Source organism: Pseudoalteromonas sp. SiA1, from assembly GCF_018732205.1.
GTDB classification, from domain to species: Bacteria; Pseudomonadota; Gammaproteobacteria; order Enterobacterales; family Alteromonadaceae; genus Pseudoalteromonas; species Pseudoalteromonas tetraodonis.
Genome location: NZ_CP076084.1, coordinates 2,075,863 through 2,089,413 on the forward strand (window position 1 = coordinate 2,075,863; position 13,551 = coordinate 2,089,413).

Consider the following 13,551-nt stretch of genomic DNA (forward strand, 5'->3'; position numbering starts at 1 on the left):
GTTAGCTATCAGGATACGTTAATGCCTAATTCGCATAATAAAGCGCAATTGCCTAGCAATCCAACTCTCAAAGAAATTAATTGGTTTAAAAAGCAAATTAATTGGGGGGAGCTGCCGCATTTTTATCATTTAGTGGCTTCGTCGGTAAGTGAATGTGAAAGTATTTTAGATCACGGATTTGATAATGCCATTAAGCGTATTATCGACAAACGCAATTGGAATTTAGAAGCGCTGGGAATAGACCCCAACGAGCTTTATGAAAAAGAAAGCAATAACAAACCACGAATTTCACTGCATCAAGTGTTTACCGAGCGTGGTTTTGAATTACAAGCCTTCCCTTTTTCTAATGATACCGCCATCGATAGGTACGCACGACATGATGAATCGATGGAGTTTAGGTTATGGGATCCATTGACTATGAAAACCGTTATTCGCATTAATCAATTACATAAATTTATTGGCTTTTACTTAGACCAAGGTGATGAGGCAGATAAAGCGCTTATATTACATTCTCACAAAGTGGTTCATAAAATTATTGCTTTTTTACAAACTCAATTGAACATTGTTAAGGTTGATGGGGTCACAATAAAGGCGTTTTATCAACTATGTGAAAAGGACAGCCGTTTATACACAGATGATCCTTCAAGTGCTAGTGCCCCTGATAAAAAATAAACAAGGAATATAATGCAGCTAAAATCAGCCTTTATCACTTTATGCAGTGCAGCGCTTACGTTTAGCCTACTGATAAGTGAGCCGTTAAAGGCACAAACCAATCTTCAACTGCCCGACTTAGGCACTTCAGCCTTACAAGCATTGCCAATTGAAAAAGAAAAAGCGATTGGTGAAGTGATGATGATGCAGATCAGAGGCTCATCGCCTTTGATTAACGATCCGGTGCTTGATGAATACCTAACAACCTTAGGTAGAAAGTTAGTTGCTAACGCCAATGATGTGCGTTTTGGGTTTTCATTCTTTTGGTTAAATAATCCCGAAATCAATGCATTTGCATTTTATGGCGGCCATGTTGGTGTACACACCGGATTAATAGCCCAAGCCGATAACGAGAGTCAATTTGCATCGGTTCTTGGCCATGAAATTGCACACGTTACACAGCGCCACTTAGCAAGGCGCATTCAGCAGCAGCAAGATAATAGCGGGCTTACCATTGCAGGCATGATTGCTGGTATTTTAGCCGCGGTTGTAGCCCCTGATGCCGGTATGGCTATTATTTCAGCCAGCCAAACACAATCAGCTTTCAGTCAGCTGACACATAGCCGTTCTGCCGAGCAAGAAGCAGACAGAATGGGCATGCAAACCCTCAACAACGCAGGGTTTGATGCCAGAGCATCAAGTGAATTTTTAACTAAACTTGCCGCACAAATTCGTTATAAATATAAACCACCGGCGTTTTTACTCACTCACCCTCTTCCTGAAAGTCGTGTGTCAGATGTTCGCCTTCGCGCCGAGCAATACCCTAAACGCCAGGTAAGCTCGAGCCTTGATTTTGACTTAGCAAAAAGCCGAGTCCTAGCGCGTTACGATAACAAACCCGAAAACGCAGAAGCCTTATTTAGAAAGTTAATGCGCGAAAACACCTATAACAACGTAGCATTACAGTACGGCTTAGCTATTAGTTTGCTTGATCAAAAAAAGACGGATGAAGCACAGCCTATACTTGATAAGTTACTAGCAGACGATCCTAAAAACTTATTTTATATTGATACCAAAACAGATTTACTCATTGCACAAAAAAAAGCCGCAGAGGCTGTTAGTTACTTAAGCGAGCTAAATAATTATCGGCCAAATAACCAAGTGATCACCTTAAATTACGCCAACGCGGCACTAGAGGCTGAGCAAAATGAGTTAGCTGAAAATATATTAAAGTCGTTTTTACTGGAAAAACCCGATCACAGTTTAGGCAAACAGCTTTTAACTGACGCCTACAAAAAACAAGAAAAATTGGCGGCCTACCATGAAGCCAATGCCGATGTATTATCTCAGTATGGTGCGTATTTAAAAGCGGCCGATGAAATACAAAAAGCGCTTAATTTTGTAGAGCCAAGTGAAAATGTTAAGCAACAGCGCTTAAAAGCGTTACTCACACAGTATCGGTTATTGCAAAAAGAGCTTGCGAGGCTTTAAGTCTTTAGTGAGTTCACCTAAAATAGCCACAATTTATACTTTGGATGTATTTTTATGTCAGTTACTATTTATCATAATCCGCGTTGTTCAAAATCACGCGAAACCCTTAACCTATTACAAAGTAAAAACATTGAACCGAGTGTTGTTGAATACTTAAAAACACCCCTTTCTCATGAGCAAATTAGTACCTTAGTTTCTCAACTTGGGTTTAATTCGGCACGAGATTTGATGCGCATCAAAGAAGAGCAGTACAAAGCGCTTAATTTAAAAGATGAAAACAGCGAGTCAGTGCTTATTGATGCCATGGTCAATCACCCAAAACTAATTGAGCGCCCTATTGTAGTAAATAACAATAAAGCCGCCCTAGGTCGCCCGCCTGAAAACGTATTAAGCGTTCTATAATGAGCACAACCATCGTGGTGCTGTATCACTCAAGCCATGGCTCAGTAGAGGCTATGGCGCATGAGATTGCAGAGTCAATAGAGCAACAAGGCGCAACCGCATTACTGCGTACTTTTGTGGCCAAAAACCCGCATGACATTGTGATCAGTAAAGATGATTTAGTTGCCTGCGACGGGCTTGCATTTGGTACGCCGACCCGCTTTGGCATGATGGCCTCACAAGCAAAAACGTTTTGGGAAACCACCAGCGATCTTTGGCTCAAAGGCCAACTTATTGATAAACCTGCCTGTGTGTTTTCATCATCAAGCAGTATGCATGGTGGCAATGAAGCAACCCTACTCAATTTGTCATTGCCTTTGTTACACCATGGGATGATGTTGATGGGCGTACCTTACGATGTACCTGAGTTGCTCGGCACCGAAACAGGAGGAACACCTTATGGCGCCTCTCACGTTGCAGGTAGCAATAACAGCTCAACCCTGAGTAAGGATGAAATTAAAATATGTCAAAGCGTAGGAAAACGCCTGACTCAAGTTGCGAGTAAACTTAAATGATTCAAGCAAGCGAGCCTGCTAAAAAACCGATTACCATTAAATTTCAGCGCCTAGCCTTATTTGGTTATATTGGTCTGCTTATTTTAATGCCGTTATGGATGTTTGTATTAGTCCCTAGAGACGGCCACAGTAACACCTTTCTTTTCTTAGTGTATGTATTGCCACTATTACTGCCATTAAAAGGCATATTACAAGATAAAACCTACACCTATGCGTGGGCTAATTTTATTGTTATGTTTTACTTTATTCATGGCTTTACATTGCTGTGGGTCGCACAAGATGAGCTTATATGGGTATTGCTTGAGTTATTATTTGCCTCATCTATGTTTATTGGCTGTACTTATTATGCGCGCCATAGAGGGCAAGAACTTGGGCTTAAAATTAGAAAGCTTAAAGATGAGCTCGCTGAAGAAAAAGCCGCACACGAGCACGATAAAAACAATCCGTAATAAATACCCTACAATGCAAAAACGCGCTAATTAGCGCGTTTTTTTGTAGCAAAACATTAACTTTTAAACTAACTCGCTTAAAGCTGCCAGCCCCACAATACAGGCTAAACCTAGTTGTGCAACAAGACTAAAAACAGACATCATTCGTATTAAAAACAATCCCCATGGGTGTTTTACATGCGGATACAATGAGCAACGCTTTAAGTTAGTTGCAAAGAAAAAACACACCACCGCCGTCATGGTCATAAAAAGAGTAAGCTCACTTTTTATAGTGATGTTTTCATCAAAAAAGAAAAATAACTGTAGCGGTAATAATAAAGCCACAACCGCATGTAGCACATGCACCTTTTTAATTCGCTCTAGCTGCCCCTCTGGCGATAACTCTTTAATACCAAAGTCACGCTCAAGGCACTTAACTAAGTTGCTGGCTTTTATACTAACCGCTAATCGGTAACAACTTAACCCCTCGTTATTTCGCGCTCTAAAGTCATACCCTGCTTTGAGCAGTAAAATCATTAACGATTCGTTTTTACTTATCACCGCGTAATGCAGCGCCGTATTACCTTGGCCGTCTACCGCTTTTTTATCTTGGTACTGCAGGAGTGTTTCTACTACATTTACGTAGCCTTTTTCTGCCGCCCACATAAATGCTGTTTTATTATCTTCATCGGTTAAGGTGCCCGTGGCGCCTTGCTCAATAAAGCGCATTGCCATGGTTTGCTTAGCTTTTTTCTTGTTTAAATGCGCAAGTAAGGCATTTTCTAAAAGCACAATAGAGTCAACATCAGGAGACACCTGAGTTAACAAAGTAAAGTAATCTTTGCCAGCAGCCACTTTTTCGCTGGTCAGCTCTGCTAAGTGGTCAATATCAGCAATCGACTGGGGAATATGCGCACTTAAACGCTCTCTAAAATCGACCTCTTTCCAAATAGATAAGGTATCTGCAGCAGAGAGCTTTGCACCTTGCTCTAGCGCATGCTCTATCAGAGTAAAAAAGCGTTTACTAAAAAATAAGCTAATTAAAGAAAGTGGCGTTTCAATGTTATTTTGTGCCGACACACTTGCATACTTTTCAAGTCGCTGACACAGCATTAGCACAATATTTTCTATGCTGTAATCATTGGCAAAATAATGCTCTTTCAGTGCAGCAATATACTCTTGTGCGTTTTCATCATATTCAGAAATATGCTGAAAATAACACTCTTCAAATGGCTCTAAGGGGGTTAACCAGGTTAAATAATAAATTGGGGGTAAAACAGTAGTGCATACACCATTATCTTCTTCAGTAGAGCGACAGGCGGGCCAAGCTTCTAAAGCATCTAAAATGAAGGCACCGTTTTGTTCAACCAGCCCTTTGACCAGTAACGGGTATTCCTTTGGCCAAATTAGTACATTTTCCATTAAAACAACACAACTCCAGTGTAGCTCGGGTGAGTAGTCAGTTATAACAGTATTTAGCTGACACCACGCTTAATCAAAGAAGCCAATATTCTACCACAGCTAGGTAGCCAAGCTAGCGTAAACTCATGCAATATAGGCCAAAATACAAAAGCAGCTAACGACATACGTCATTAGCTGCTTTTAGGTTGGAGCTGTTAATTGCAAAAGTACTAACTTTGCTGAAGTTCTGCTGTGACTTGGTCTAATCCCACATCAGAAATACGTTGAATGATCTCTTTTTGCTTAGCACTGAGCAACGAAATTCCCTCTGCAACAATATCGTATACCTTCCACTGATTGTTATTACCTAAACGCAATTTAAAGTGCAAATCAATGGTTGGCTTATTCGGTTCAATAATTTGCGTTTTAACCGTAGCAAATTTAGAGTCGCTTGCAGCAGCGTCTTGCTCAAATATTACATCCTGCCCTGTGTACTTCATAAGCGCACCGGCATAAGTCCCTGTTAAGTAATGCTCTACAGCATTAATAAACGCAACACCTTGGTCGCGGTTAATATCTTTAATATGCTTACCTAATAATTTAAAAGACACAAACTTAACATCAATATGTGGCATTAAACGCTGCTGAACAATTAACGACATGGCTTCTTTGCTGGCATCGCCTTTGGCATTTACCTGTCCAATATCGTTAAATAATGATTCTGCTACAGTTTGCAATAACTGCTTAGGTGATGGCTGCGTTTGTGCATACAAAGCGCTACTGAAAAAAACAGCAATAACCACTAAAAGCTTTATAAGTTTCATAAAAAATGCATAGTTTAAATAATTAATTTAAGCGTAATTTACGCAAATAACAGGCAATAAAAAAGGCATAAATAAGCAACTTATTAATGCCTAATTGGCACCAATTGAATTAATTAAATAAATTCAATTGGTTAAATAAATCAGTTAACAAGCCATATACAAGCGGCTTTTTGTCCTCATTGAAAACACCAATTCACCGCCCTTATTATCCCTTTACTATTTTGACTTAAACCCTAGTTGGCCGTTATGAAAACCTCATACAACAGACTTTTAGTTCTTGTTTTTACCCTGTTTATATTGGCTACCAAAGCCGCTTATGCATCCTCTAACCATGGTTATGCCGTCGATCTTTTAAAAGGAGAAGGCAATGTAACAGGGGCAAAGCTTGCGTATCAATATCACCCTCAAGGAATGCAAAACTTTGTCGGCGATGCTCGTTTTTATTTAGAAAGCAGCGTTAACGTGTGGCAATACCGCCATGATCAACAATCACAATCCAACGTAGTCTTGGCTGTGTCACCGGTGGTGCAATTTCCAGCATTTAGTGTATACAACACCCCCTTTTATGTAGAGGCTGGCATTGGTTTTTCATTACTTGATGAGCGCTATTTTGCTGGTAAAAACCTAAGTACTCACTATCAGTTTGAAGATAGGATAGGCCTAGTGGCAGATTTTGGTGAAACTAATGTAGCGCTGCGAATTATTCACTATTCAAACGCCGGGTTTAAAGCGCCAAACCCAGGCATTAACTTTTTAACGTTATCGGTGGCACAACGGTTTTAATTGCTTATTTACAGCCCTAGAGAGGATTGCAGCTTTTATTTAAAGTGGTCATAATTATCGCTTAATAAAAAATAAGAGCATCGCAATGCAAATTTGGCAAATCGTACTCGTTATCGTGATTGTACTGGCTATTGTTATCGGCAATTTAGTACTGCTGCGTTTAAGTGCAAAAAGCGAGTTTAAACCCTCAGCACCACGCTCATCTGCGCAAAGCAAAGAAACAAAAAAGCCCTGAATAATCAGGGCTTTTTTTCGTTTAAATGATTGTTCTAGCCAACTAACCAGTGTGCCATTAAGGCAATAACTGGCAAGGTTACTAAAGTTCTGAGAATAAAAATAACAAATAACTCAAAAATATTAACCGGTATTTTACTACCTAATAAAAGTGCGCCCACTTCAGACATATAAATAAGTTGCGTTACACTCATTGCCGCAATAATAAAACGTGTTACATCGCTTTCAATTGAGCCTGCGGCTAAAATAGACGGAATAAACATATCTGCAAATCCCACCATAATCGTTTGCGCCGCCATTTCGGCTTCAGGTATTTGTAGTAATTCTAAAAATGGAATAAACGGCATACCTAAATATTGAAATATTGGCGTGTACTCAGCAATAATTAAAGCAAATGTACCCACAGCCATTACCACAGGTAATACTGCAAACACCATATCAAATGCGTTGTGTAAGCCCTCTTCAATTGTGCCTTTTAAGCCTGGTGCTTTTTCTGCTTTAGTTAATGCAACATCAAGTGAATGCTTAAATAATGTTTTGCCTTCAGGAACCAATTCAGCGTTTCCATCGGGCTCTTCACCATCAATAAGCACGTCCTTTTTAAAACGCAGTGGCGGTAAACGCGGAACAATTATCGCAGCCACTACACCCGCTAAACACACGGTTAGGTAAAAAGGTGCAAATAAATATTCAAGCTTTACTTGGCCAATAACAACCAAACAAAAGGTAATTGATACAGCAGAGAAAGTGGTACCAATAATCGCAGCTTCACGTTGAGTGTAGTATTTATCTTCATACTGGCGTGCAGTCATCAAAATACCGACACTGCCATCACCTAACCACGAAGCAACACAGTTAACTGCACTGCGCCCCGGCACCCCAAACAATGGACGCATTACTTTAGTAAGTAAGGTACCCACCAGCTCAAGTAAACCAAAATTAAGTAATAACGGCAGTAACAAGCCCGCTAAAATAAACACCGAAAACAACACCGGTAGTAAATCTTTTAATACTAATAAACCGGTATTTTCTGAGGTAATAGCATGCGGCCCAACTTGAAAATAAGTTAAAAGCACAAACGCCATACCAAATAACCGTGTTACTAACCAAATCCAACTCACATTAAACAAATGATTTAATAAGCGAAATTTGGTTAAGCTTTTCAGTTTAAACACACTAAATATCAACGACATAACGCCAGTAATACAAATAATTGTCGCTATTAGCCCTAGTGCTATTTCACTAAATAAGGCTTGAATTGCTTTTGCCATTACCGCAATAGGGATCGTCATTATTTCGCCAGACGGTACTGGCGTCATGAACAAAAAAACACCGATTAAAGAAGGAATTAAAAAAACCAACCATACTTTCAAATCATAACTTTTTTGGACTGGTGCTGGGCGTGATGAATCTAACTGAGACATATTTTCAACCTGTAAAAACCACAAAAAGAGCTAAGTGCTCTTTTTGTGGGAAGTATTTATATTTATTAAATTTTAATACCGCGCTTGATTAACGCCGCTTCTAATGCTTGTTGTAACCCATTCATTGTACCTGGTTCAAGCGTTTCGCCTTTGTCATCCATCCACGTTAGACTGGTGCCACCTTGTTTGGTTTTGCTAACCAAAATTTGGTATTGACCTTCATCAATTGGAAGCTCTGTTGGTTCATCGCCCCAAATTGAATCCCACACACTGCTTTCTACTTTCGCATAATCTGCTGTAATTAAACCTGTCTCTTGGTTTACTTCAACAATTGTGAACGACAAACGCTCTAAAAATCCAGAAAAGCGATCGAATACGGTGTCATAAGCCTGCTCAGTAACAAGTGCGGCATTGCCTTTGTTATCAAACCCGAGTTCTAACGAGATGATCCCTTGACGCTTACGCATATCAACTTCAAGCTGACGGTAGCGGTAATCAAACTCGCTCACTACTTGGTTAAGCGCACGCACTTCAAGCTGTTGTTTTAATAAATCAGTTAGCGGCTTATCACCTTTAAAATCAATAAGCTCAGCGGTTAAAGACGCTGTGCGTTGGTGTTCTTTTTCTTCAATGGTAAATTTAAAACGCTCTAAATCAACGCTTTCATCATTGCCCCATAACCAGCTTTCTTCAGGCTTTACAATAGCGTACCAATCGGTTACGAGTGTTCCTTGCGTTTTATCTTGCTGTGTTGCGTTAATGTTATTATCAGCAAGCACCGCTTGAATCGAATCCCAAATAAACACATCTAAATCTTCAATGCCGTCATTTTTATCAAAATAAATACGCGCTTGTTTATCTGCTTCCTCAACCCAACTGCCTTTAGCAATGGTTAAAACTTGCGCCGGCGGACGATAGTTTGTTGCCTCCGGATTATTATCATATTGACCCACATCCATTTTATAAACAGGATCTTGAGCGGGTTGAGATAACGATGCAGGCGCTTTAACCGGCTCATGGGCGCGGTAATTACGCTCATTATGAGCATCACTTGTAAATACACTACACCCTGACAAACTTACCAATACACTTACTGCTAGTGCTTTTGGGATCCAATACTGCACAGATAATTCTCCTTAGCATACCCTTAATTGTTTTAACAAATATATGAGTGGGTAATGCCGATTTGGTTCAGTGTAAAATCAATATTAACTTTACATTTATAATTTGCTTGCCTAACTGCATTCAGCCTATGAGATAACAAACGGACTAGGCTACAAATAGACACATTTTTGCTATGGTACTTTCACAAGCTTGTAAAAACAAGAAACACTGCACTATTAACCGCCTAAAATTAACCGCTGCTATAGTTTAACGCGGGTTTTGTGTTAAACTTTGCCGCCGTGCAACGCTACGTGTTTATTTTTTTGTTGCCAAGTCGGTTGTTTTCATCCAAGTAACTTAGGTACTTTAAAACCCATGACTGCATTTTCAAATCATCAAATTGTTTTAACCGCAATTGGCGAGGATAGATCGGGCATCGTCAGTGAACTTACGCAACTCGTAAGCGATTGCCACTGTAATATTATAGATAGCCGTATTGCAATTTTAGGCAACGAATTCACCTTTATTATGCTACTTAGCGGTGATATGTCAGCCATTAGCCGCATAGAGCATACATTACCGACCAAAGGCATGGAGCTTGGCCTGCTCACTATGATGAAGCGTACTTCAAGCCATAATCAAAGCGAGTTTTGTGCAGGCTATACCTTAGAATATACCGGCATAGACACCCCTGGCACATTAAGTAAAGTAACGCGTTTTTTTGCAGATAATAATATTAATATTTGCTCATTAAAGTCAGACACCTACGAAGAAGAAACTGAGCTAAAAATGCGTTGTGAACTTGAATTTAATATTCCCGTTGATGTTGATATTGACCAATTTAAAATTAGTTTTGAAAACCTTTCGCACGTTTTAAACGTAGATTACATCTTTCGACGTATTCGCTAAGGAGTTTAGCATGAACAAAATTACCCCATTACAAAGTGGCGACACAGCACCGGCTTTTAGCTTACAAAACCAAAATGATGAAACCGTCGTGCTCAGCGAGTTATTAAAAGAAAAACAAGTACTGGTGTACTTTTACCCTAAGGCGTCAACGCCTGGCTGTACCGTACAAGCCGAAAACCTGCGTGACCAACAAGCCGAGCTTGCTAAATTTAACACCCATGTTGTTGGCATAAGCCCAGATCCGATTAAGCGTCTTAAAAACTTTGAAACAAAAAAAGAGCTTAACTTTGACCTACTCTCAGATGAAGATCATGCCATTGCTGAGGCATTTGGGGTGTGGGGCTATAAAAAGTTTATGGGCAAAGAGTACGACGGTATCCACCGCCTCACTTTCTTAGTAGGCCAAGACGGTAAAATTAAACACTTGTTTGATAAATTCAAAACCAAAGATCACCACCAAGTGGTATTAGATTATTTAGCAGCTGAATAAAGGCTAAAGGCTAAAGGCTAAAGGCTAAAGGCTAAAGGCTAAAGGCTAAAGGCTAAACAAGATAAAAATAAAAGCGTTGCTCAAGGGCAACGCTTTTTTATATTTGCTTATTTATAATTTAGCTAATAACGGTGATTGTGGAATACCTATTCTAGGAAGTAGAGCCGGTGTTACCGCAAAGGCTGCTGGTAAACGTCCTTTCAATTCAGCCATTTTTATTTGATTATTTTGCTGATCGTAAATGTAGTATTTTAAAACATCACCATAAGCACTTCCCTCTAAATTACCTTGTTGCAGTGTATCTAATGCATTGTCGTAATCTGCTGCATAAATATAAGCTAATGCTAAGTTTCCAGCAGAACCTTCGTGTAAGTTACCGTCAAGCTCTCTAGACAACCCCTCTAATTCAGCTATAGCCAGTTCATAACGACCTAGTTGTATGTAGGCATTAGCAAGCGAGTTTTTGGTAAAATATGGTGGGTTGCTTCCTGCTGGATACCATGTTTCGTAAGCACTTAAGATATCTTCATATTGTTCAAGTTTAGAAAAAACATGAACGAGTAAAGTATAACTTTCTAATTTAATTTTTCCCTCTTCAAAACCTGATAGCACACCTCTATTTGCATACCATTTTTGAATATTTTTTGCCGTTTGTATTAGTTGTGTTGGTTGATCACTTTTTGCATCACCAGCTACCTCTAAAAGTTGCGCTAACTGTTGGTTATACTGATTACTAGCAGCGGGCTGTTTTTGCGCACTATGTTGTTCATTCTTTGGATTTTCATCAACAATTTGTGCTGCTGCCAACGCGCTAAAAGACAGTGCAGCCAAAGCCATTACCATATGTTTACTTTTCATTGTTTTTTCCTTGTTTAACATTTTGATCCTTTGAATATTAAAACTCTTTGAGTGTTCAATATTCAAAAGAGGGGGAGTGAAAAAGTTATATTTAGATTTTTTTTCATGCTCAGAGAGTAACAAACTGGCTAAATCTAACTGATACTTACCTTTGAGTTTACGCATACATTTTTCGTCACAACTAAGCTCTAACTGCTCTTTTGCCAAACGCGCTAGTTTTGAGCATATTGGGTTCCACCAAAAAACACTTTCTATAAAGCAAATTAGCCATGTCCAATAAATATCACCTTGTTGTAAGTGCGTTAATTCGTGCTCAATAACAGAGTTTAATTCTTTTCGATTTTCCATCTCAGGAGTAAGCCAAACAACCGGATTGACTAACCCTGTTGCAAAAGCAGGCCCTCCAATTGAGGTGAATCTTATTGGGTATATACAGTTTTCTCGTTTTGAAGTGCTATATAAGCTTGAGTTAGCTTTTAAGTTTTTGACTAACTTTACATACATAGCAACACGCAATGTAAACAAGCCAATTCCACTAAGCAGCAATACACTAAAAATATGGTTTAATGATGGTAACCAACTCACTGGTGCAATTATGCTACTTTCTGATGTTATGACCTGCGCACCGGTAGGGGCTATTAACGTATTTAAAAAACTAAACTCAGCAACATTAACAGTATATTGCGATGTACTTTCAAATAATGGCAATTGAGAAAAGTATTGCCAAGGAACAAACCAGGCTATTAAAGCCAGCATTATTACGTAAAAATTTAATCTAGAAGGGGCACTTTTCATCCCTAATGATGCAAGCAAACAACACACACTAATAATTGTGCAAGTTACAAAATAATCCATCATAGCCTTCTCCTTTAATCTTGCTTTTTATTTTTCAATAACGATTGTAGGTACTCAATATCCTCGTCATTCAGCTTTTCTTCTTTAATAAAATGGGCAATTAAGCTGCGAGAGTTACCTTTAAAAAAACGTTGCATAAAGCTAGGCATTGCTTGTGCTGAAAATGCGTTTTGAGTGATCACTGATTTAAATACAATCGCTCTCCCCTCTTGCCCACAGCGTACTATCGCCTCTTTTTGCTCCAACCTATCGACAATTGTTTTCACCGTTGTATAAGCTACTTTTTTGTCTTTTTGTGTATCCGCTAGGAGCGCTTTATGTAATTGGCTAGCCGTGCATGGCTCGTGTTGCCAAAGCAACTGCATAATATCTAATTCAAATTCACTGAGTTTCATTTTAACCTCCATTACTACATCTGTAGTTATTAACTGTTACAAATGTAGTAATAAGCGTTCAGTGTGTCAATATTAAAATTATATAATTTAAAATAAAAAATAAATTTAGAGGTCGGCAAATATATAACCGATAAGAGGCATCATTATCGAAGTGATCATATATAATGAGATGTCATTTTTTGTATTTATCGCTTTAGTACATTAGTATCTCTGCCGATAGCTAAATTGGTAACGAATAACATTATGGATAATAAACCGTGATACAGCTAAATAAACACTCAGCCTTTGACGTTAAAATTACAGCCGAAAAAACAAATATTGCACAACAAACAAAAGACACAACAAAAAATCAGTACAACACTGGTTATCAATTATCAGATAAAGAACGCAATAAACTCTCAGGAAAAGAGGCTGAGCAAAACGCTGAAAAAACAGCAAATTCAGAAATGCCTGAATATATCGCAAAAATGATAGAGCAACTTAAAGAGCTCAAACAGCAGCTTGAAGAACAAAAAGAACAACTCACTCAATTACAAGCTCAATTCGATCCGGAAGACGAGGTCATACAAGCACAAATTGAAGCACAGGCAAATATCGTTTCATCAACACAATCTCAAGTAGTCGCGCTAGTGCAAATGATTAGCCAAGCCATGAAAGACGCCGGTATTACTGACGCGGGTGCACTTGTTAGTGCCATTGTTTGAATTTTCAGAGCCAAGTATTCAGCGTTATACTAATTTACCTTACA

General features: G+C 39.0%; 16 protein-coding genes. 10 read left to right on the plus strand and 6 right to left on the minus strand.

Annotation, left to right across the window (positions count from 1 at the left end; translation table 11 throughout):
- Positions 1 to 21: 21 nt before the first annotated feature.
- From KK487_RS09490 to KK487_RS09510, 5 genes are read left to right on the plus strand one after another with little or no spacing between them, the layout of a single operon-like run.
- The gene (locus KK487_RS09490; RefSeq protein WP_016900419.1) at positions 22 to 672 is read left to right on the plus strand and encodes a hypothetical protein; all 651 of its coding nucleotides are present in this window, start codon (positions 22 to 24) and stop codon (positions 670 to 672) included.
- Between the two features lie 12 nt (positions 673 to 684).
- A complete protein-coding gene (gene bepA, locus KK487_RS09495; RefSeq protein ID WP_036954286.1) occupies positions 685 to 2,142 on the plus strand; it encodes a beta-barrel assembly-enhancing protease in 1,458 nt (485 codons plus the stop codon).
- Positions 2,143 to 2,196: 54 nt separating this feature from the next.
- Positions 2,197 to 2,544: an arsenate reductase (glutaredoxin) gene (gene arsC, locus KK487_RS09500; RefSeq protein ID WP_013465254.1), complete on the plus strand. Its 348-nt coding sequence runs from the start codon at positions 2,197 to 2,199 to the stop codon at positions 2,542 to 2,544.
- Positions 2,544 to 3,098, plus strand: a complete 555-nt coding sequence (gene wrbA / locus KK487_RS09505) for an NAD(P)H:quinone oxidoreductase (RefSeq protein WP_013465255.1) — start codon at positions 2,544 to 2,546, stop codon at positions 3,096 to 3,098. The genes arsC and wrbA overlap by 1 nt, the downstream gene beginning before the upstream one ends.
- Positions 3,095 to 3,547, plus strand: coding sequence for a DUF2069 domain-containing protein (locus KK487_RS09510; protein ID WP_215521724.1), 453 nt, complete (start codon positions 3,095 to 3,097; stop codon positions 3,545 to 3,547). The genes wrbA and KK487_RS09510 overlap by 4 nt, the downstream gene beginning before the upstream one ends.
- A gap of 63 nt (positions 3,548 to 3,610) precedes the next feature.
- On the opposite strand, the gene KK487_RS09515 is transcribed toward KK487_RS09510, so the two are convergent.
- Positions 3,611 to 4,948, minus strand: coding sequence for an ankyrin repeat domain-containing protein (locus KK487_RS09515; protein ID WP_036954283.1), 1,338 nt, complete (start codon positions 4,946 to 4,948; stop codon positions 3,611 to 3,613).
- Positions 4,949 to 5,157: 209 nt separating this feature from the next.
- Positions 5,158 to 5,751 carry an MlaC/ttg2D family ABC transporter substrate-binding protein gene (locus KK487_RS09520; protein WP_036954279.1) on the minus strand — a complete coding sequence of 198 codons (594 nt, stop codon included), beginning with the start codon at positions 5,749 to 5,751 and terminating at the stop codon, positions 5,158 to 5,160.
- Between the two features lie 246 nt (positions 5,752 to 5,997).
- Here KK487_RS09520 and KK487_RS09525 point away from each other — a divergent pair, with 246 nt between their 5' ends.
- The gene (locus KK487_RS09525) at positions 5,998 to 6,534 is read left to right on the plus strand and encodes an acyloxyacyl hydrolase (RefSeq protein WP_036954276.1); all 537 of its coding nucleotides are present in this window, start codon (positions 5,998 to 6,000) and stop codon (positions 6,532 to 6,534) included.
- 85 nt (positions 6,535 to 6,619) lie between these two features.
- The gene (locus KK487_RS09530) at positions 6,620 to 6,769 is read left to right on the plus strand and encodes a DUF2897 family protein (protein WP_076916055.1); all 150 of its coding nucleotides are present in this window, start codon (positions 6,620 to 6,622) and stop codon (positions 6,767 to 6,769) included.
- Positions 6,770 to 6,803: 34 nt separating this feature from the next.
- Here the strand turns inward: KK487_RS09530 and KK487_RS09535 are convergent, their stop codons facing one another.
- Both KK487_RS09535 and bamC read right to left on the minus strand, forming a co-directional pair.
- Positions 6,804 to 8,192, minus strand: a complete 1,389-nt coding sequence (locus KK487_RS09535) for a YjiH family protein (protein WP_036954273.1) — start codon at positions 8,190 to 8,192, stop codon at positions 6,804 to 6,806.
- A gap of 65 nt (positions 8,193 to 8,257) precedes the next feature.
- A complete protein-coding gene (gene bamC / locus KK487_RS09540) occupies positions 8,258 to 9,316 on the minus strand; it encodes an NlpB/DapX family lipoprotein (RefSeq protein WP_215521725.1) in 1,059 nt (352 codons plus the stop codon).
- Between the two features lie 355 nt (positions 9,317 to 9,671).
- Between bamC and KK487_RS09545 the strand changes: the two genes are divergently transcribed.
- Together KK487_RS09545 and bcp are read left to right on the plus strand one after the other, a co-directional pair.
- Entirely contained in the window at positions 9,672 to 10,205 is a 534-nt protein-coding gene (locus KK487_RS09545) for a glycine cleavage system transcriptional repressor (RefSeq protein ID WP_013465263.1), read from the plus strand.
- A 10-nt stretch (positions 10,206 to 10,215) separates the two neighbouring features.
- Positions 10,216 to 10,695, plus strand: a complete 480-nt coding sequence (gene bcp / locus KK487_RS09550; protein ID WP_024601114.1) for a thioredoxin-dependent thiol peroxidase — start codon at positions 10,216 to 10,218, stop codon at positions 10,693 to 10,695.
- A gap of 111 nt (positions 10,696 to 10,806) precedes the next feature.
- On the opposite strand, the gene KK487_RS09555 is transcribed toward bcp, so the two are convergent.
- Both KK487_RS09555 and KK487_RS09560 read right to left on the minus strand, forming a co-directional pair.
- The gene (locus KK487_RS09555) at positions 10,807 to 12,411 is read right to left on the minus strand and encodes a M56 family metallopeptidase (RefSeq protein WP_036954120.1); all 1,605 of its coding nucleotides are present in this window, start codon (positions 12,409 to 12,411) and stop codon (positions 10,807 to 10,809) included.
- Positions 12,412 to 12,422: 11 nt separating this feature from the next.
- Positions 12,423 to 12,803 (minus strand): BlaI/MecI/CopY family transcriptional regulator, encoded by a 381-nt coding sequence (locus tag KK487_RS09560; protein WP_036954117.1) that lies wholly within the window; start codon positions 12,801 to 12,803, stop codon positions 12,423 to 12,425.
- 257 nt (positions 12,804 to 13,060) lie between these two features.
- Between KK487_RS09560 and KK487_RS09565 the strand changes: the two genes are divergently transcribed.
- Positions 13,061 to 13,507: a hypothetical protein gene (locus KK487_RS09565; RefSeq protein ID WP_036954114.1), complete on the plus strand. Its 447-nt coding sequence runs from the start codon at positions 13,061 to 13,063 to the stop codon at positions 13,505 to 13,507.
- Positions 13,508 to 13,551 lie beyond the last annotated feature (44 nt).

What these genes read in the sequence shown, in the direction of transcription:
- KK487_RS09520 (WP_036954279.1), bottom strand. Translation starts at nt 5,751, where the DNA reads ATGAAACTTATAAAGCTTTTAGTGGTTATTGCTGTTTTTTTCAGTAGC.
- bepA (WP_036954286.1), top strand. Translation starts at nt 685, where the DNA reads ATGCAGCTAAAATCAGCCTTTATCACTTTATGCAGTGCAGCGCTTACG.
- KK487_RS09555 (WP_036954120.1), bottom strand. Translation starts at nt 12,411, where the DNA reads ATGATGGATTATTTTGTAACTTGCACAATTATTAGTGTGTGTTGTTTG.
- bcp (WP_024601114.1), top strand. Translation starts at nt 10,216, where the DNA reads ATGAACAAAATTACCCCATTACAAAGTGGCGACACAGCACCGGCTTTT.
- KK487_RS09515 (WP_036954283.1), bottom strand. Translation starts at nt 4,948, where the DNA reads ATGGAAAATGTACTAATTTGGCCAAAGGAATACCCGTTACTGGTCAAA.
- KK487_RS09560 (WP_036954117.1), bottom strand. Translation starts at nt 12,803, where the DNA reads ATGAAACTCAGTGAATTTGAATTAGATATTATGCAGTTGCTTTGGCAA.
- KK487_RS09510 (WP_215521724.1), top strand. Translation starts at nt 3,095, where the DNA reads ATGATTCAAGCAAGCGAGCCTGCTAAAAAACCGATTACCATTAAATTT.
- KK487_RS09525 (WP_036954276.1), top strand. Translation starts at nt 5,998, where the DNA reads ATGAAAACCTCATACAACAGACTTTTAGTTCTTGTTTTTACCCTGTTT.
- arsC (WP_013465254.1), top strand. Translation starts at nt 2,197, where the DNA reads ATGTCAGTTACTATTTATCATAATCCGCGTTGTTCAAAATCACGCGAA.
- wrbA (WP_013465255.1), top strand. Translation starts at nt 2,544, where the DNA reads ATGAGCACAACCATCGTGGTGCTGTATCACTCAAGCCATGGCTCAGTA.
- KK487_RS09490 (WP_016900419.1), top strand. Translation starts at nt 22, where the DNA reads ATGCCTAATTCGCATAATAAAGCGCAATTGCCTAGCAATCCAACTCTC.
- KK487_RS09530 (WP_076916055.1), top strand. Translation starts at nt 6,620, where the DNA reads ATGCAAATTTGGCAAATCGTACTCGTTATCGTGATTGTACTGGCTATT.
- KK487_RS09545 (WP_013465263.1), top strand. Translation starts at nt 9,672, where the DNA reads ATGACTGCATTTTCAAATCATCAAATTGTTTTAACCGCAATTGGCGAG.
- KK487_RS09535 (WP_036954273.1), bottom strand. Translation starts at nt 8,192, where the DNA reads ATGTCTCAGTTAGATTCATCACGCCCAGCACCAGTCCAAAAAAGTTAT.